The sequence below is a fragment of the Ruegeria sp. AF3 genome (genome assembly GCF_056536285.1).
Genome location: NZ_JBQFJM010000001.1, coordinates 153,112 through 170,198 on the forward strand (window position 1 = coordinate 153,112; position 17,087 = coordinate 170,198).

Consider the following 17,087-nt stretch of genomic DNA (forward strand, 5'->3'; position numbering starts at 1 on the left):
GGGCACTCTCAACCTTTGCGCTGTGTGAGTTTTCGCCGTCTCATATTCCTTGTGACGCGCCAATATCTGGGCCCATATTTCAGTAGCTTCGGTAGATCACAAAACAGGATCGCCAAGGAGCTGATAACGTCTAAGAACAGAAAGGTTAGTCTCAGTAGAGCCCATCCTATCGGTTCGTCTGCTATTCAGGCACTTTCGTGGTCAATGCCAGTGCGTGCAGCTCTCCATCCGGGCCATCCATCTTGCCCTTCAGGGCCGCATAGACGGCGCGCTGTTGTTGAACTCGGTTTTTGCCGCGAAAGCTTTCGTCCACCACCATGGCGGACATATGAACACCGTCGTTGCCGCCAACCTGAATGACCGCATCAGGAAAGGCTTCTCGAAGCAGGTGTTCTATTTGATGGGCGCTCATCGGCATGTAGGTAACTCCTGAAGGTCTTTCCAAAGATGTAGAGCGCTTGAACCTGGCGCGCAAGGGCACATGAATGTGCCAAAACGACGAAACCTGCGCTTATTCAGGGCGCAGGTTTCGAGCGATATTTAAACAGCCTGATCAGGCGACGGCGTCGGCAAAGCTGTTGCGGAAAACGGCCGTCAGGTCTTCTAACGAGGCCTCCGAGCCGCCGATCCTGACGGTATCGCCAGTAAACCGACCTACCGAGACCAGCGGTACACCTGCCTGACCCGCCGCGATCATCAACGCCTCGGCCTGATCAAAGTTGCAAGCGACCAGATACCGCGCCTGATCTTCCCCGAACAGAAACTCCGTCGGTGCATCATCCAGACACACGCCAACTCCGGCTGCCTCGGCAAGTTCGAAGGCCGCCAGCGCAAGGCCGCCATCACTCAGGTCTGTGCAGGCCTTGATCATTCCACGATTGGCGCGAATGAAATCACCGTTGCGTTTTTCAGCGTCCAGATTCACATGCGGCGCGTCGCCATCTTCTCGGTTGAAGACTTCGGCCAAAAGGGCTGACTGACCCAGATGGCCTTTGGTTTCGCCGATCACCAAAGCCACGTGACCCTCGCGCACCTCGTTGCCGATGATTTCATCGCTGTGGTTCAGCAGCCCAACAGCGCCGATTGTTGGGGTGGGCAGGATCGCCTGACCGTCGGTTTCATTATACAGCGACACGTTGCCGGACACGATCGGCATATCCAGCGCGCCGACTGCGGCGCCGATGCCCTGAACGGCGCCAACAAACTGGCCCATGATTTCGGGCTTTTCCGGGTTGCCGAAGTTCAGGTTGTCGGTGGTAGCCAACGGTTTCGCCCCAACAGCCGTCAGGTTACGGTAGGCTTCGGCCACCGCCTGTTTGCCGCCTTCAACCGGGTTGGCGCGGACGTAGCGCGGGGTCACGTCAGAGGTGAACGCCAGCACCTTGTCGGTGCCGTGAACACGCACCATACCCGCACCCAGGCCCGGTGTCCGGTTTGTATCCGCCATCACCATCGTGTCGTACTGCTCATAAACCCACTGCTTGCCCGCGTAGTTGGGCGACGACAGCAGGGCACGCAGGCCGTCAATCGGGTCGATCTGAGGCACTTCGGCAAGGTCTTCGGCTTCGGGCGTCGGCACCCAAGGGCGATCATATTCGGGCGCGGTCGAAGACAGTTTGGACAGGACGAGATCGGCCTTGACCTCACCGTTATGCATGATCAGGAAGCGATCCTCGGCAATCGTTTCACCGACGATGGCAAAGTCCAGGTCCCATTTCTCGAACACGGCGCGGGCTTCGGCCTCAAGCTCGGGCTTGAGAACCATCAGCATGCGTTCCTGAGATTCGGACAGCATCATCTCATAGGCTGTCATATTCTCTTCGCGCTGGGGGACGTTTTCCAGATCCAGGCGCACGCCCAGACCACCCTTGTCGCCCATCTCAACGGCGGAACAGGTCAGGCCCGCAGCACCCATGTCTTGAATCGAGATCACGGCGCCGGTCTGCATCAGCTCCAGTGTTGCTTCCATCAGGCGCTTTTCGGTGAAGGGATCACCCACCTGAACAGTGGGGCGTTTTTCCTCGATGGTGTCGTCAAATTCGGCCGAGGCCATCGTTGCGCCACCAACACCGTCGCGACCAGTTTTTGCACCAAGATAGACCACCGGCATGCCCACGCCCGACGCGGCAGAGTAGAAGATATTGTCACTGTCGGCCAAACCGGCGGCAAAGGCGTTCACAAGGCAATTGCCGTTGTAAGCGGGGTGAAAGCGAACCTCGCCCCCAACGCAGGGAACACCGAAACAGTTGCCATAGCCGCCAATACCTTCAACCACGCCGTTGACCAGCTGGCGGGTTTTGTGGTGGCCGGGTTCACCGAAGGACAGCGCGTTCATCGAAGCGATCGGGCGCGCGCCCATGGTGAACACGTCCCGAAGGATGCCGCCGACACCCGTTGCCGCACCTTGGTAGGGTTCGATGTAGGACGGGTGATTGTGGCTTTCCATCTTGAAAACCACGGCCTGACCGTCGCCGATATCCACGACACCGGCATTCTCGCCCGGGCCGCAAATGACCTGAGGCCCCGAGGTTGGAAGAGTGCGCAACCATTTCTTCGACGACTTGTAAGAACAATGTTCGTTCCACATCGCCGAGAAAATACCAAGCTCGGTAAAGGTCGGTTCACGCCCGATGATCTCGAGGATCATGTCATATTCCTCGGGCTTGAGCCCATGTGCTGCAATCAGATCGGGTGTGATAGCGGGCTCTTGCATCTTCTGTCCTGTGTCCAAGTGGGCCGAGATTGCGCGCCTTGTAGGGCAAGCGCGCGCGTGTGGAAAGGGTCAAGACGGCGCAGGTCGCGTCTTTCAAAGAAAAACGGAACCGGCATCACGGCCGGTTCCGATAAACCGCACAGCAGTCCTGCTGCAAATCGCGGACGTAAACCGCGAAGATTACGCCGATCCCTTGTCCTTGTTGACCTCGGCAGCAGCTGCGGCGCCAACAGCAGTCTTCTGTTCGGGCGTCAGATGCTCGACCTCTTCCAGCCCGGGAATTGCAACGCGCACCTCGCGGCGGGCAAAGTCAATGCCGTTGGCCTTGAACTCGGCCTTGACCTTGTTAAAGATCTCCTTGCGCAAGGTGAACTGCTTGCCGGGCTTTGCCATGAATTTACCGCGAATGATCATGCCGACATCGTCGAAGTCGAACACGCCCTGAGATTTGAACGGTTGCAGAAAGCCTTCTTTGTGGGTTTCGTCCTCCATCATCTCGGCCCCGATCTTCTTGAAGATTTTCTTGACCTTGTTCGGGTCGGTATCGAAGGGCACGGTGAATTTCAGCTTCATGATCACCCAGTCACGGCTATAATTCGTAAGCTTCTGGATTTCACCATAAGGGATTGTGTGCACAGGCCCCCTGTGATGGCGCAGTTGCATTGAACGGATCGAGATTTTTTCGACCGTTCCTGTGGTTCCGCCCACATCGACATATTCGCCGACGCGGAAGGCATCATCGATCAGGAAGAAAACACCACCGACGATATCCGCCACCAGTTTCTGAGCACCAAAGCCGATGGCCAGACCCAGAACACCGGCACCGGCCAGAAGCGGTGTGATGTTGATACCCAGCGCACCCAGGGCCAGCAGACCGAAGATAACCGAGATGGTGATCTGGGCCGTAATCCGCATCAGCGGCAGAACCGTCGCCAGACGAGAGCCCCCGGCACCGCCGCCTTCACCGCTTGCTTCCTCGTCGACCGCTTCAGCCGCGGTCTGCTCTTTGGCCAGCCTGCGGTTGATCCATAGTGAGACGACCTCGTTCAGGATGTAGCCGACTGCGATGATCAGAAGGAATTCAATGACAGCGCCGCCAACTTCGGCACTGACACCGGCCGAGGCGACATTGCGTAGGTCAAGATGCCAGGTGCGGGCGATCATGAAGACAATGATCAGCCCGGCAATGACCCGCCCAATCCGGATGTAGCTGCGCTTGGCCGCGCGATGAGCGCGTTCGGCCAGCGGGCCTTCGCCAGACATCGGCGGCTGCAAATGGCGTACCAGCCCGCGGATCAACGTGTCGAGAGCAGGGGCAATCAGCAACCAGAACATTGTTGTGAAATGCGCACCACGACCCAACAATCTCAGCGTCGATGGATCGCGTTGCGCGACCAGGAATTCGACCAGCAGCCAGATTGTCACCGAAACGCCAATGGCGAAGTAGGGATAATAATGCGCAACTTCTTCATCGAATTTCGTGTGATCCGGATCTGTTCCCAGCATCATCTGAGACAGCCCTTCGCGCGCGGTCCATGCGATGATAGCGATATAGACATGGGTTGCCGCGTTCAGCCAGAAGCCAATGCGTGTATCGTCGCCTGTCACGCCATTAAGAGCGTTGAAGCGCACAACAAACAGCGTGAACCCGATCAGGATCAACAGCCCGATCAGATTGCGATGCAGATACTTTGCCCAATGATCGTCAATACTCACCAACCGATATTTGGGCTTCTCCGGTGCCAGAACAAAACGTGAGGCCGCAGCCCCCAGGCGCGGGATCCAGATCAGATAGAACACAAACGGACCGGCATAGGTGATCTGTTCGGGTGTCAGAATCCCGCGACCAATCGCGCGAATGACGACATAGAACACGATCAGCCCGGCAATTTCGCGACAGAACCTGCGGAACAGATAACTGACAGCTCCCTTGAGATCAGCCTCCTCCCCAACTTCGGTCGCTTCATGCCAGCGACGGGTCAGGAAAATGAACAGCTTCTCGGCTATTAAACCAGCAATCAACACAGAAAGAATAAGCCCAAACAGGGTAAAGACACCGTTCGTTCCAAACGTGTCGCTGAAATTGCCAAACGCAGTTATCTGTGCTGTGACGATATTTGGAAGCGTGGTCAGAACGTGTGTCCAGGACGACACCATCTCGGCCCATATTTCGCTTATTTCGGTTAGCGGGTCTTCCACGTTCGCCTTCTCGGCAGCCTGTTTTTCGGCAACCGCATCTAGGCGTTCCAAAAGAATTGCGCGCACCTGATCATCTGACATGCGGGCAACAAGACCGTCGACCTGTTCAGGCGTCAAATCGTCTGGAATGGTCACTGTGGATGTTGAGCCGGTGTCTTGCGCATATAGCGGAACCGCCAAAAATAGAGCGGAGACAATCGCCAACACAAGGCGGAATGGGTGGAACATGGATTTTCCCTCGAACACGAAATTGTTTCGTTTTTTTGGGATCATATGCCTATGCGTGTATTTTTCCCAGAGCTTTCGCTGACTTGATGCAACACCTTGAGCAAAAAAAAGGCCGAGCAATAAGCTCGGCCATAGTCCAACAGGGAGGTATGAAGATGATGAGCGTTTCAGCATCACCGTCTTCGAGTGCTCATTTAGGGGTCAGTTTGTGAACGTTCAAGGAAATTAACCCTGAAATGACCTCATGCCCGCTATGCTGTGTGTGCATAGCTATAGTTTCCCCATCTTTTTCAGCTGTTTGCGCTGTGCGATAATCTCGTCCTGCACAAAGTCACGGAACGCCCCGACACGTTTTGAATGTCGAAGTTCTTCGGGATAGGCCAGATACACCGGCACGTCAGCGGTTTCGATATCCGACAGAACCGGCACAAGATGCGGGAAATCCTGTGTGACGTAATCTGGCAGAACCCCAATCCCGAGATTGTGCAACACACCTTGAAGAACGCCAAAGTAGTTGTTCACCGTCAACAGCGAAGCAGGATTGTAGGTCATAAGATGGCGTACCATGGCCGCACTGGCACCTACTTGGGGTGCCGCGGGTGTCTGACAGATCAGCCGGTGATTTTGGATATCCTCCAGTGATTTCAGCATTCCACCATGGGCTTCGATATAGTTTTGCGTAGCGTAAAGCGCCATCTGAACCGTCATCAGGCGTTTGCGCACCAGATCTGCCTGACTGGGTTCCTTCATGCGAATGGCGACATCCGCTTCTCGCATGGGGAGGTCCAGAACACGTTCTTCCAGCATCAGGTCGATGTTGAGATCAGGGAATTGTTCATAAAGCTTGGGCAGGCGCGGGGCGAGCCAAAGCGTGCCAAATCCAAAGGTCGTCGTGACCCGAAGAACGCCAAAAACCTCTTCCTCGCTGTCGCGAATGCGCGCGGCTGCTGCGTCCAGCCGTTTTGACATGGCGGATGTGGCGTCGAACAACAGTTCACCCTGCTCGGTGAGAATCAACCCCCGGGCGTGACGGTGAAAAAGGGTGGCATCCAATGACTCTTCCAGCGCGCGGATCTGTCTGCTCACTGCGGATTGAGACAAATTGAGCTTGTCCCCGGCATGTGTGAGGCTGCCCGCATCGGCCACCGCGTGAAATATTCTAAGCTTGTCCCAATCCATCGCCGCAACTTTCGTTATCTTTTCGAACGCCTATATGAAACAGGTAACAAGTTCTACAATCAAAGGCCGAAATCGTTACGGTTCAGTGCATAAAACCTATACAGGTCAGAAATTATGACCTAAAATGCGCTGAGTACATGCACACTGATCTGGCGAGGGGAGACGTCTGATGAGTCAGCCACAGATTACGTTAAACGACCGGTTCGATCTTGAAAAAAGCCCCGTTCTTCTGAACGGAACACAGGCGCTTGTCCGGTTGATGCTGATGCAAAAGGCCAGAGACCGGCAGGCGGGACTGAACACTGCGGGGCTGGTGACTGGATATCGTGGCTCGCCACTGGGCGCTGTTGATCAGCAGATGATGCGGGCGCAAAAGCAGTTGTCCCAAAGCGATGTTACGTTTCAGTTTGGATTGAACGAAGATCTGGCGGCAACAGCGCTGTGGGGCAGCCAACAGGCCGGCTTGCGCGGCGACGGTAAGTTCGATGGGGTTTTCGGTCTTTGGTACGGCAAGGGGCCGGGCGTAGATCGGTCCGGTGACGTCATGCGCCACGCGAATATGGCCGGTACCGCCAAGCATGGCGGTGTGCTTATGGCGATGGGTGATGACCATACTGGCGAAAGCTCGACCGTGTTGCATCAGTCCGAATGGTCACTGGTGGATATGTATATGCCTGTCGTCAGCCCGGCGGGCGTGCAGGAAATCCTCGACTACGGAATTTACGGCTATGCCCTCAGCCGTTTTGCCGGGGTTTGGGTTGGGCTAAAGACCATGAAGGACACAATCGAGGTTACTTCGGTTGTGGATGGTCGCCCCGACCGAATGCAGGTTGTCGTACCTGATTTCGATATGCCGGAAGGCGGTTTGAATATCCGCCTTGGGGACACGCCGCACCTGCAAGAAACGCGCGTCATCGATTACAAGAGGTTTGCTGCCGAGACGTTTTCACATGCCAACAAGCTGGACAAGCGGATATGGGGCAAACCGGGTGCAAAGATCGGGTTTGTTGCGGCCGGTAAGAACTGGCTGGACCTGACCCATGCGCTCTCGCTTTTGAACATCGACGAGTCCGAAGCCGAGCGGCTGGGGATCACGACCTACAAGGTGGGACAAACCTTCCCGCTGGACATGGTCGGGTTCCACGACTGGGCCGAAGGACTGGACCTGATCGTGATCGTCGAGGAAAAGCGCAAGCTGATCGAAGTTCAGGTCAAAGAAGCTATCTTTGACGACCGTCGCGGCCGCCGGGTTTATGGGTGGTACAAGGGCGGCGCCGGTACGTTGCATCGCGATGAACTGTTCCCGACCCGCGGCGCGCTGGACCCGATCATGATTGCCGAAAAGCTGGGTGAGATCCTGATCGAAGAAGGGCGCGAAACCGATGGTATTCGTGCGGGTCTGGCCTCATTATCCGAGGCACGCCGGGCTGACAACGCACAGGAAATTGCAACGCGGCTTCCGTATTTCTGCTCGGGCTGCCCGCATAACAGTTCGACAAAAGTCCCCGATGGCAGCCGAGCCTATGCAGGGATCGGTTGTCATTACATGGTTCAGTGGATGGACCGGAACACCACCGGCTTTACCCAGATGGGCGGTGAAGGCGCGAACTGGATCGGTGAGGCCCCGTTTTCGACCACCAAACACGTGTTCCAGAACCTTGGCGATGGCACCTATAACCACTCGGGCGTTCAGGCGATCCGCGCGGCGTTGTCAGCGGGCACGAACATCACCTTTAAGATCCTGTTCAATGATGCCGTCGCCATGACGGGCGGGCAGGAGAATGAAGGCGATCTGACCGCAGAACGGATCGTTGCCGAGGTCAAGGCCATGGGTGTCCGTGAGGTTGCTCTGGTCTATGACGAAAAGGAAGACGTGAACTTCAAGGCTTTGCCGTCGAGTGTTCAGACGTTCGAGCGTGCGGAACTGATGCAGGTGCAGGAGAAATTTCGCGAGATCGAGGGCGTCTCGGTCATCGTTTATGTTCAGACCTGTGCGGCCGAAAAACGCCGTCGCCGCAAACGCGGCACGTTCCCGGACCCGGACAAGCGTGTGTTTATCAATACCGATGTGTGCGAAGGCTGCGGCGATTGCGGGGTGCAGTCGAACTGTGTGTCGATTGTGCCCAAGGAAACAGAACTTGGGCGCAAGCGCGCCATCGATCAGTCAAGCTGCAACAAGGATTATTCCTGCCTGAACGGCTTTTGCCCATCCTTTGTCACGCTTGAGGGGGCGAAGATCCGCAAAGAGGCAACGACCGAAATCGACTTGCCGGACCTGCCGATGCCGGTGCTGCCCAAGATCAGCGGCACCCATAACGTGGTGATCACGGGTGTCGGGGGAACCGGTGTTGTCACGCTGGGCGCGATTCTTGCGCAAGCTGCCCAGATTGACGGCAAAGGCGCGGGCATGATGGAAATGGCGGGCTTGGCGCAGAAGGGCGGCGCGGTTCACATCCATTGCCGTCTGGCCAACGCACCCGAAGACATCAGCGCCATCCGTGTCGCAACCGGCGAAGCCCATGCGCTGATCGGCGGTGATCTGGTGGTGTCCGCTGGAGCCAAAACTTTGGGCCTGACGCGCACAGGCCGTACAGGCGCCGTTGTGAACAGCCATGAGACGGTAACAGGCGACTTTACGCGCAATACCGAGTTCCGAATTCCTGCCGATCAGCTGGAACTGGCCCTCCAGGCACGGTTAAAAGAAGGTGTCTCGCTGTTTGACGCGACCGAGTTGGCACGCGCCGTGATGGGCGACTCGATCTATTCCAACATGATGATCTTTGGCGCGGCGTGGCAGCGGGGGTTGTTGCCCGTCCGCCATCAGGCGATCTTTGATGCCATCGAATTGAACGGAACTACGATTGAACGGAACAAGCGTGCGTTCGATATCGGGCGTTGGGCGGTTCTGCATCCCGCTGAAGTGCAGTCCATTCTGTCTCCGACCGTGACCGAGATGCCCAGATCGCTGGATCAGAAGATCGAATTCCGCGCAAGCCATCTGACCGATTACCAAAGTGCGCGGCTGGCCAAACGGTATCGCAAGCTGGTCGACAGTGTTGAGGATGCGGATATCCGCGAGGCGGTGGCAAAAGGCTATCACAAGCTTTTGTCCTACAAGGATGAATACGAAGTCGCGCGCCTTCTTCTGACAAGCCGTGACAAAGCGGCTGCCGAGTTCGATGGCGATTTCAAGATGACGTTCCATCTGGCCCCACCCTTTTTGGGGGGATCGGGCAGCAACGGCAGACCCCGCAAACGTGCGTTTGGCGAAGCCATCCTTGGCCCACTGAAACTTTTGACCCGGTTGAAGGCAATGCGCGGTACTCCGCTGGATATTTTCGGCTATTCGTCGGAACGCAGGATGGAACGTGCGTTAATCCGTCAATATGAAAAGGACATGCGCGAGGTTCTGCCGCTTGTATCGCAGACAACACGCGATGCGATTGCCGCCCTGGCTCGTTTGCCGCTGGATATCCGTGGGTTTGGCCCCGTATTGCGCGAGAACGAGGCCAAAGCAGCCAAACGGCGCGAGGAGTTGCTGACCGTCATTCGCGGCGGAGGGACAGGGTTGCAGGCTGCGGCGGAATAAAACGTCACAAGCGTGTCACGATAGCTAGGCAAAATCGTTACTTGCACTTATTTTGCAGGCAGCAAACCGGAGACCCATATGCCTTCCCGTCGTCATGCCGTTCGCGACATTTCCTATGCGCATTCCGCCGAAACCAAAGGTGGGCGGATGGTCATCAAGCTGATGGAGAACACGACGGGCCGTATGCGCCTGATCAAACGCGCGGACGGGTACGAGAAAGACGTTGCCAATGGGCGCGACTTTTGGGCTGTGATGGTCGAACGCTATGGGCTTACACTGGACGTGGCGGGGGGATCGCTTTCGAATATCCCGAAAGACGGTCCTCTGATCCTGATTGCCAATCATCCCTACGGAATTCTGGATGGCCTGATGATGGGACATATCCTGTCCGAGACGCGGGGTGATTTCCGCATTCTGGCCCATCGGGTGTTTCGCAAGGCCGAAGACCTGAATCGCATCATTCTGCCAATTTCGTTTGATGAAACGAAAGAGGCGATGCAGCTGAACCTTGAGACCCGCAAAACCGCACTCACATATCTGGGCGAAGGCGGGGCGATCGGCATTTTTCCCGGTGGGACGGTCAGCACCGGGGTTAAGCCGTTTTCCCACCCCATGGATCCGGGTTGGCGCGGGTTTACCGCGCGGATGGTTGCAAAATCGAATGCCACAGTTGTTCCGGTTTTCTTTGATGGCCACACCTCTCGTCTGTTTCAGATCGCTAGCCATCTGCACAGTACTTTGCGGATGGGCCTGCTGATCAAAGAGTTCAAGAAACGCGTTGATACACCGGTGAAGGTCGTAGTCGGAGAGCCGATCAGGCGCGACATTCTGGACCCGCTCAGCAAGGATACGCGCAAGATGATGGATTTCCTGCGCAAAGCCACGTATGAGCTGTCTCCAACGCCGTTGAAGTCTTATGACTACGGCTATGAGTTTGAGGAACGGCATCGCGCCTGAAGGATCTAATGGCAGTAGGTATCTTCGATTCCGGTTTGGGCGGTCTGACCGTCCTGAGTGCCGCACAGCAACGTCTGCCGGACGTTGATTTCCTGTATTTTGCAGACAGTGCACACGCGCCATACGGTGTGCGTGATGCCGAGGATATCTATCAGCTGACCCGCAAGGCGGTTCAAGATCTGTGGTCGCGTGGCTGCAATCTGGTGATTCTGGCCTGCAACACGGCCAGCGCCGCAGCGTTGCGGCGGATGCAGGAAGAAGGCGTGCCCAGCGGCAAACGCGTTCTTGGCGTTTTTGTCCCGTTGATCGAAGCACTGACCGAACGGCAATGGGGCGACAATTCTCCGCCGCGCGAAGTGGCCGTCAAACATGTGGCGTTGTTTGCAACGCCTGCCACCGTGTCCAGCAGGGCCTTTCAGCGGGAACTGGCATTTCGGGCCATCGGAGTAGATGTCGAGGCACAGGCATGTGGCGGCGTTGTGGATGCCATAGAAGACGGTGACATGATCCTGGCCGAAGCCTTGGTGCGCAGCCATGTGGATGCGCTGAAACGCAAAATGCCAGAACCTCAGGCTGCTATTCTGGGCTGCACGCATTACCCGTTGATGGCCGAAGCATTCCAGGCGGCGTTGGGTGACGATGTGCAGGTTTACAGCCAGGGTGCGCTTGTTGCTGACAGTCTGGCAGATTACCTGCAACGTCACCCCAACATGTTGGGCGAGGGCCCGAGTGGTTTTCTGACAACTGGCAAACCCAATGTAGTCAGCGACCGGGCGACGCAGTTCCTCCGACGACAAATCACGTTCCAGGCTGCCTGACTTAGGTCAAGGACGCAGCCACTTTGCTTCCCTTATTTCAAGGCCGTCACATCGGCGGTCGAAACATGTGACACTCAAGTGAAAGAGGTCTGACATGACCCATAAAATCGCAATTTTGGGCGCTTCGGGCTATACCGGCGCTGAACTGGTGCGGCTGATCGCCGAGCACCCGAACATGGATATCGTCGCGCTGGCCGCCGAACGTAAGGCTGGCATGACCATGGCGCAGGTTTTCCCGCATCTGCGCCACATGGATCTGCCTGATCTGTGCAAAATCTCCGAGATCGACTTTTCGCAGGTTGACCTGTGTTTTTGCGCTTTGCCGCACAAAACCAGTCAGGAAGTGATCCGGAACTTGCCGAAAGATCTGAAAATCATTGACCTGTCTGCCGACTTCCGGCTGGCCGACCCCGACGAGTACGAAAAATGGTACGGCAATCCGCATACCGCGCTAAAACAGCAGGAAGAGGCGATCTATGGTCTGACCGAGTTCTACCGCGAAGACATCAAGGGGGCACGGCTTGTTGCGGGCACCGGGTGCAATGCGGCGACCGGGCAATATGTTCTGCGGCCGCTGATATCTGCCGGGGTCATTGATCTGGACGATATCGTTCTGGACCTGAAATGCGCTGTGTCAGGGGCAGGGCGGTCATTGAAGGAAAACCTGCTGCACGCTGAACTGAGCGAAGGCAGCAACGCCTATTCCGTCGGAGGGACACACAGGCATCTTGGCGAGTTTGATCAGGAGTTTTCGAAACTTGCCAGTCGGGCTGTGCATGTGCAGTTCACGCCCCACCTTATCCCTGCAAACAGGGGTATTCTGGCCACAACCTATGTGAAGGGCGACCCGCACAGCATCTACGAAACGCTTGCCAAAGCCTACGCGGACGAGCCGTTCATCCAGATGCTGCCGATGGGTGAGACTCCTTCAACCCACCATGTGCGGGGGTCGAATTTCTGTCATATCGGTGTTGTGGCGGATAGGATTGAGCGGCGCGCAATTGTGATTGCGGCGCTGGATAACCTGACAAAAGGTAGCAGTGGGCAAGCCTTGCAGAACGCGAACCTGATGTTAGGTGAAGATGAAACTCTGGGCCTGATGATGGCCCCGCTTTTCCCGTGAGGATGGTATGAAAACGCTCAAGAAACGTCGGCGCGTACAAGTCATTCTGGTGGCAGTTGTTGCCTTGGTGGCGGCAACTGCGTTGATTGGTTGGGCATTGCAGGACGGGATCAACTTTTTCCGCTCGCCCAGCGAGGTGATTGCAGAGCCGCCGAAACCGACCGAAGTGTTTCGGATTGGCGGCTTGGTCGAAGAAGGCTCGATCATCCGCGGACAGGGCGAAACCATCCGTTTTGTTGTAACGGATGGCGGCGAAAGCGTTCCGGTCTCGTTCACAGGTGTTCTACCTGACCTTTTCTCGGAAAATCAGGGAATGATCGGCACGGGAAGTTACGTGAACGGCGTCTTTGAAGCGACTGAAATTCTTGCCAAACATGATGAGACCTACATGCCGAAAGAGGTCATGGACGCTCTGAAAGAGCAAGGTGTCTACAAAGGCGCGGAAGAAAGCTGAAGCCGTTTGACTCTGTTACGGAGCGTTGCGTGCATGGTGCATGCAGCGCTCCGTTTCGTTTTAAATCATTAATTTCTGTCGGAAACGGTGTGGCCACCTAACGTTACGAGGGTGGTATGCAAACGGTTCGGCAAATTGCCAAAGAGATTGTGGCCCGTGAAGGGGGCTTTGTTGATGACCCCGACGATCCGGGCGGGGCAACCAAGTTCGGGGTCACGATTCACACCCTGCGCAGGCTGGGTTTGGATCTGACTGGCGACGGTCGGGTTGACGAGGCGGATGTGCGCGCAGTGTCCGCTCGACAAGCGGTCGACATCTTTGTGCAGCACTATTTCGACAAGCCGCACATTGCGGAGCTTCCCGAAACCCTGCATGCTTCGGTTTTCGACATGTATGTGAATGCCGGTGCGCAGGCGGTGAAGATCCTTCAGCGGCTGCTACAGGAAATGGGGTTTAACGTCACCGCCGACGGCGTGATAGGCCCGCAAACCGTGGCGGCCTGCCAAAGCGCGGCGCAGCCAGAGCCCGATGTCCTGCGCGACGCCTACGGGATTGCGCGGCGAAACTACTATTTTCGCCTTGCTGATCAGCGGCCTGCATCCAGAAAATACGCGCGTAGCCGATCAGGCGGCAAAGGTGGCTGGATAAAACGGGCCGAAGAATTTCTTTCGCCGCGTTATCATCTTTCGGACAGCGAATTTACCAGAAGGATCGCGGCATGGGGCTGATTTCAGGTGTGCTGGCGCTTTTGTTTGGTAACGGGCGCAACGTCTTACAGGAAACCGCAGAACTCTATCGTGAAAACACCGAAGCAGGCGCAGTACGCGCCAATGAGATTCAAACTCAGGCCATGGTGCAGTTCGGTAGCGAATTTCAGGCACCTCAGAAGGGTCTTTTTGACCGTGTCATGGACGGCGTGAACAGGTTACCGCGCCCGGCGCTGGCATTGGGAACGCTTGGCTTGTTTGTTGCCGCCATGGTCGACCCAATATGGTTTGCCGCACGGATGCAGGGCATAGCCTTGGTCCCAGAGCCGCTGTGGTGGTTGCTGGGCGTGATCGTATCGTTTTACTTTGGCGCGCGTCACCAAAGTAAAATGCAGGATTTTCAGCGGGATATCCGCTCAACCATGACGCAACTGCCAACGGTCTTGAGCAATATCGAGGCCTTGCGCACCATGCAGAGCGACAGCCCCGGTGCTGCCGATCCCGGTCCGGATGCTGTACTGACCCGCGATGTCGTACTTCCCGAAGAAAACCAGGCTCTGAACGATTGGCGAAAGCTTCGCGGTATCTGACCCGCGACACTTTGTGCGTGCAGAACTAGCTAAAGGTCATGGCCCCCGGTTCCGCACCGGCGTATATTCCGGGGCATGATTACAGAACTTGGCCACTTCACCCTGATCCTCGCGTTCTTTGTCGCCATAGTGCAAAGCGTTGTTCCACTTATCGGCGCCTCAAAACGCTGGACCGGCTGGATGGCCTTTGCAGAGCCCGCCGCGATCGTCCAGTTCCTGCTGACGGCGTTTGCATTTGGTGCTTTGATCTGGGCGTTTGTAACGTCTGACTTTTCCCTCAGGATTGTGGTCGAGAACAGCCACACGGCAAAGCCGATGCTGTACAAGATCAGCGGAACATGGGGCAACCACGAAGGATCCATGCTGCTGTGGGTGCTGATCGTCACCCTGTTTGGAGCGATGGCGGCTTTCTTTGGTGGCGGCTTGCCACCGACACTCAAAGCCCGTGTTCTGGCCGTTCAGTCGGCCATTGCCGTGGCGTTTTTCGGTTTCATCCTGTTCACGTCGAACCCGTTTGACAGGCTTGCCATCGCTCCGTTTGACGGGCGTGACCTGAACCCACTGCTGCAAGATCCCGGGCTGGCCTTCCACCCGCCGTTTTTGTACCTCGGCTATGTCGGGCTGAGCATGGCATTCAGCTTTGCGATTGCTGCCCTGATCGAAGGGCGTATCGATGCAGCATGGGGCCGGTGGGTGCGCCCCTGGACGCTGGCGGCATGGGTTTTCCTGACTATCGGAATCGCGTTGGGATCCTGGTGGGCTTATTACGAACTGGGCTGGGGCGGTTTCTGGTTCTGGGACCCGGTGGAAAACGCATCCTTCATGCCCTGGCTGCTAGCGGCGGCGCTGTTGCACTCGGCAATTGTCGTGGAAAAGCGCGAAGCATTGAAAAGCTGGACCATTCTGCTGGCAATTATTGCGTTTGGATTTTCCCTGATCGGCACGTTTATCGTGCGTTCAGGTCTGCTGACCTCGGTACATGCTTTTGCCAATGATCCTGAACGCGGTGTGTTCATCCTGATCATTCTGGTCTTCTTCATCGGTGGCGCGCTTACCTTGTTTGCCGCGCGGGCGCAGGCGATGGAGGCCAAGGGCGTTTTTGGCATGGTCAGCCGCGAAAGCGCGCTGATCGTGAACAATGTCCTTCTTGCGGTCAGTTGTTTCGTTGTCTTTGTCGGGACGATGTGGCCGATGGTGGCCGAGATGATGTTCGACCGCAAACTCTCGGTCGGGGCGCCGTTTTTCAACGCGGCCTTTTCACCGTTCATGGTTTTGCTGGGTCTGATCCTGCCGATCGGGGCCATGCTGCCGTGGAAACGCGGTCGGTTGGGCAAAACGGCCTGGTCCCTGCGCTATGCCTTTGGTCTGGCGCTGGCGATTGCGTTGTTGGTTTGGGCAATGCAGACCGGTCGCAGCGCGCTAGGGCCCGTAGGCCTGTTTCTGGGGGCATGGATCACTTTCGGTGCCGCCATTGATTTGTGGAGCCGGACAGGCCGCAATGGCAGCTTCAAACGTCTGATCCGACTTCCGGGCGCCGATTGGGGTAAGGCAGTTGCCCATACCGGCCTTGGCGTGACGATCTTTGCGATTGCCGGTCTGACCGCGTGGGAGGCAGAAGATATCCGTGTGGCGCAGCTGAACCAGCCGTTCGAAGTAGGTCAGTTTACACTGACGTTGCAGGACGTGCGACGGGTACAGGGTCCGAACTATTTTTCAACCACGGCTGATGTTTTGGTGGAAAAGGGCGGTCGCGCCATCGGAACGCTGCATCCCGAGAAACGGGATTATCCCGTCGCACGCATGCCGACGACCGAGGCCGCGATTGACTATCGTTTTCTTGGTGACCTTTACGTCGTCATCGGGGATCAGCAGGCAGACGGTGGCTGGGTCATGAGAACCTATATCAAACCGCTGGCGAACTGGATCTGGGGTGGATGTATCCTGATGGCGCTCGGCGGTGTCCTCAGCCTGAGCGACAGGCGCTTCCGCGTCGCCGCAGGCGCGCGTAAATCCCCCGCTGGCGGAGTACCCGCAGAATGAAGCGCCTTGTTCTGATCCTGCTGCTGCTTGCAGCACCCGTGTTTGCGGTACAACCTGATGAAGTTCTGGACGACCCGGTTCTGGAGCAGCGGGCGCGCGACCTGAGTGTTGGATTGCGGTGCCTGGTGTGTCGCAATGAAAGCATTGACGAAAGCAACGCCGATCTGGCGCGCGATCTGCGTCTGCTTTTGCGCGAACGTTTGGTTGCGGGTGACAGCGACGAAGAGGCCATCTCGTTTATCGTTGACCGCTACGGCGAATATGTCCTGCTCAAGCCCACCACCAGTGGTTCGAACCTGCTGTTGTGGCTTGCCGGGCCGATCATGCTGCTGATCGCTGCCGCAGTCGGGCTGAACTTTCTTCGCACACGCGCAAGGGCGCAGGTTTCGGGTGAAACCGAAGCTCTAAGTGCGGAAGAACAGGAACGCCTTCGCCAAATTCTTGAAGACTGACGTTTGGTTCTGCTTTTCCCATCCTGCCCGGACAAGTA

Annotated in this window: 13 protein-coding genes; 9 read left to right on the plus strand and 4 right to left on the minus strand. The window is 56.8% G+C overall.

All coding sequences use genetic code 11. The features are described from left to right. Window positions 1-181: 181 nt before the first annotated feature. From ACR3FC_RS00750 to ACR3FC_RS00765, 4 genes are all read right to left on the minus strand, one after another. Window positions 182-418: a BolA/IbaG family iron-sulfur metabolism protein gene (locus ACR3FC_RS00750; RefSeq protein WP_480472581.1), complete on the minus strand. Its 237-nt coding sequence runs from the start codon at window positions 416-418 to the stop codon at window positions 182-184. A 135-nt stretch (window positions 419-553) separates the two neighbouring features. Next, window positions 554-2,713: a phosphoribosylformylglycinamidine synthase subunit PurL gene (purL, locus tag ACR3FC_RS00755; RefSeq protein WP_480472583.1), complete on the minus strand. Its 2,160-nt coding sequence runs from the start codon at window positions 2,711-2,713 to the stop codon at window positions 554-556. A gap of 180 nt (window positions 2,714-2,893) precedes the next feature. Beyond that, window positions 2,894-5,140: a mechanosensitive ion channel family protein gene (locus ACR3FC_RS00760; protein WP_480472585.1), complete on the minus strand. Its 2,247-nt coding sequence runs from the start codon at window positions 5,138-5,140 to the stop codon at window positions 2,894-2,896. Window positions 5,141-5,410: 270 nt separating this feature from the next. Then, window positions 5,411-6,319, minus strand: coding sequence for a LysR family transcriptional regulator (locus ACR3FC_RS00765; protein ID WP_480472587.1), 909 nt, complete (start codon window positions 6,317-6,319; stop codon window positions 5,411-5,413). A gap of 169 nt (window positions 6,320-6,488) precedes the next feature. Here ACR3FC_RS00765 and ACR3FC_RS00770 point away from each other — a divergent pair, with 169 nt between their 5' ends. From ACR3FC_RS00770 to ACR3FC_RS00810, 9 genes are all read left to right on the plus strand, one after another. After that, entirely contained in the window at window positions 6,489-9,908 is a 3,420-nt protein-coding gene (locus tag ACR3FC_RS00770) for an indolepyruvate ferredoxin oxidoreductase family protein (RefSeq protein ID WP_480472589.1), read from the plus strand. 78 nt (window positions 9,909-9,986) lie between these two features. Next, entirely contained in the window at window positions 9,987-10,865 is an 879-nt protein-coding gene (locus ACR3FC_RS00775; protein ID WP_480472591.1) for a lysophospholipid acyltransferase family protein, read from the plus strand. A gap of 8 nt (window positions 10,866-10,873) precedes the next feature. Further along, window positions 10,874-11,683, plus strand: coding sequence for a glutamate racemase (locus tag ACR3FC_RS00780; protein ID WP_480472593.1), 810 nt, complete (start codon window positions 10,874-10,876; stop codon window positions 11,681-11,683). Window positions 11,684-11,777: 94 nt separating this feature from the next. Beyond that, window positions 11,778-12,806, plus strand: coding sequence for an N-acetyl-gamma-glutamyl-phosphate reductase (gene argC / locus ACR3FC_RS00785; RefSeq protein ID WP_480472595.1), 1,029 nt, complete (start codon window positions 11,778-11,780; stop codon window positions 12,804-12,806). 7 nt (window positions 12,807-12,813) lie between these two features. Continuing rightward, window positions 12,814-13,260 carry a cytochrome c maturation protein CcmE gene (gene ccmE / locus ACR3FC_RS00790; RefSeq protein ID WP_209504023.1) on the plus strand — a complete coding sequence of 149 codons (447 nt, stop codon included), beginning with the start codon at window positions 12,814-12,816 and terminating at the stop codon, window positions 13,258-13,260. A gap of 116 nt (window positions 13,261-13,376) precedes the next feature. Next, window positions 13,377-13,988: a holin-associated N-acetylmuramidase gene (locus ACR3FC_RS00795; protein ID WP_480472597.1), complete on the plus strand. Its 612-nt coding sequence runs from the start codon at window positions 13,377-13,379 to the stop codon at window positions 13,986-13,988. After that, on the plus strand, window positions 13,979-14,557 hold the full coding sequence (locus ACR3FC_RS00800) for a holin family protein (RefSeq protein ID WP_480472599.1): 579 nt from the start codon (window positions 13,979-13,981) through the stop codon (window positions 14,555-14,557). The genes ACR3FC_RS00795 and ACR3FC_RS00800 overlap by 10 nt, the downstream gene beginning before the upstream one ends. A gap of 75 nt (window positions 14,558-14,632) precedes the next feature. Next, window positions 14,633-16,597 (plus strand): heme lyase CcmF/NrfE family subunit, encoded by a 1,965-nt coding sequence (locus ACR3FC_RS00805; RefSeq protein ID WP_480472601.1) that lies wholly within the window; start codon window positions 14,633-14,635, stop codon window positions 16,595-16,597. After that, a complete protein-coding gene (locus ACR3FC_RS00810; RefSeq protein ID WP_480472603.1) occupies window positions 16,594-17,049 on the plus strand; it encodes a cytochrome c-type biogenesis protein in 456 nt (151 codons plus the stop codon). Before ACR3FC_RS00805 ends, ACR3FC_RS00810 begins: the two co-directional genes overlap by 4 nt. Window positions 17,050-17,087: the final 38 nt, after the last annotated feature.

Bases quoted from the DNA above. Each gene is read 5' to 3' on its own strand.
- ccmE (WP_209504023.1), top strand. From the start codon at position 12,814: ATGAAAACGCTCAAGAAACGTCGGCGCGTACAAGTCATTCTGGTGGCA.
- ACR3FC_RS00750 (WP_480472581.1), bottom strand. From the start codon at position 418: ATGCCGATGAGCGCCCATCAAATAGAACACCTGCTTCGAGAAGCCTTT.
- argC (WP_480472595.1), top strand. From the start codon at position 11,778: ATGACCCATAAAATCGCAATTTTGGGCGCTTCGGGCTATACCGGCGCT.
- ACR3FC_RS00805 (WP_480472601.1), top strand. From the start codon at position 14,633: ATGATTACAGAACTTGGCCACTTCACCCTGATCCTCGCGTTCTTTGTC.
- ACR3FC_RS00760 (WP_480472585.1), bottom strand. From the start codon at position 5,140: ATGTTCCACCCATTCCGCCTTGTGTTGGCGATTGTCTCCGCTCTATTT.
- ACR3FC_RS00775 (WP_480472591.1), top strand. From the start codon at position 9,987: ATGCCTTCCCGTCGTCATGCCGTTCGCGACATTTCCTATGCGCATTCC.
- ACR3FC_RS00795 (WP_480472597.1), top strand. From the start codon at position 13,377: ATGCAAACGGTTCGGCAAATTGCCAAAGAGATTGTGGCCCGTGAAGGG.
- purL (WP_480472583.1), bottom strand. From the start codon at position 2,713: ATGCAAGAGCCCGCTATCACACCCGATCTGATTGCAGCACATGGGCTC.
- ACR3FC_RS00810 (WP_480472603.1), top strand. From the start codon at position 16,594: ATGAAGCGCCTTGTTCTGATCCTGCTGCTGCTTGCAGCACCCGTGTTT.
- ACR3FC_RS00765 (WP_480472587.1), bottom strand. From the start codon at position 6,319: ATGGATTGGGACAAGCTTAGAATATTTCACGCGGTGGCCGATGCGGGC.
- ACR3FC_RS00780 (WP_480472593.1), top strand. From the start codon at position 10,874: ATGGCAGTAGGTATCTTCGATTCCGGTTTGGGCGGTCTGACCGTCCTG.
- ACR3FC_RS00800 (WP_480472599.1), top strand. From the start codon at position 13,979: ATGGGGCTGATTTCAGGTGTGCTGGCGCTTTTGTTTGGTAACGGGCGC.
- ACR3FC_RS00770 (WP_480472589.1), top strand. From the start codon at position 6,489: ATGAGTCAGCCACAGATTACGTTAAACGACCGGTTCGATCTTGAAAAA.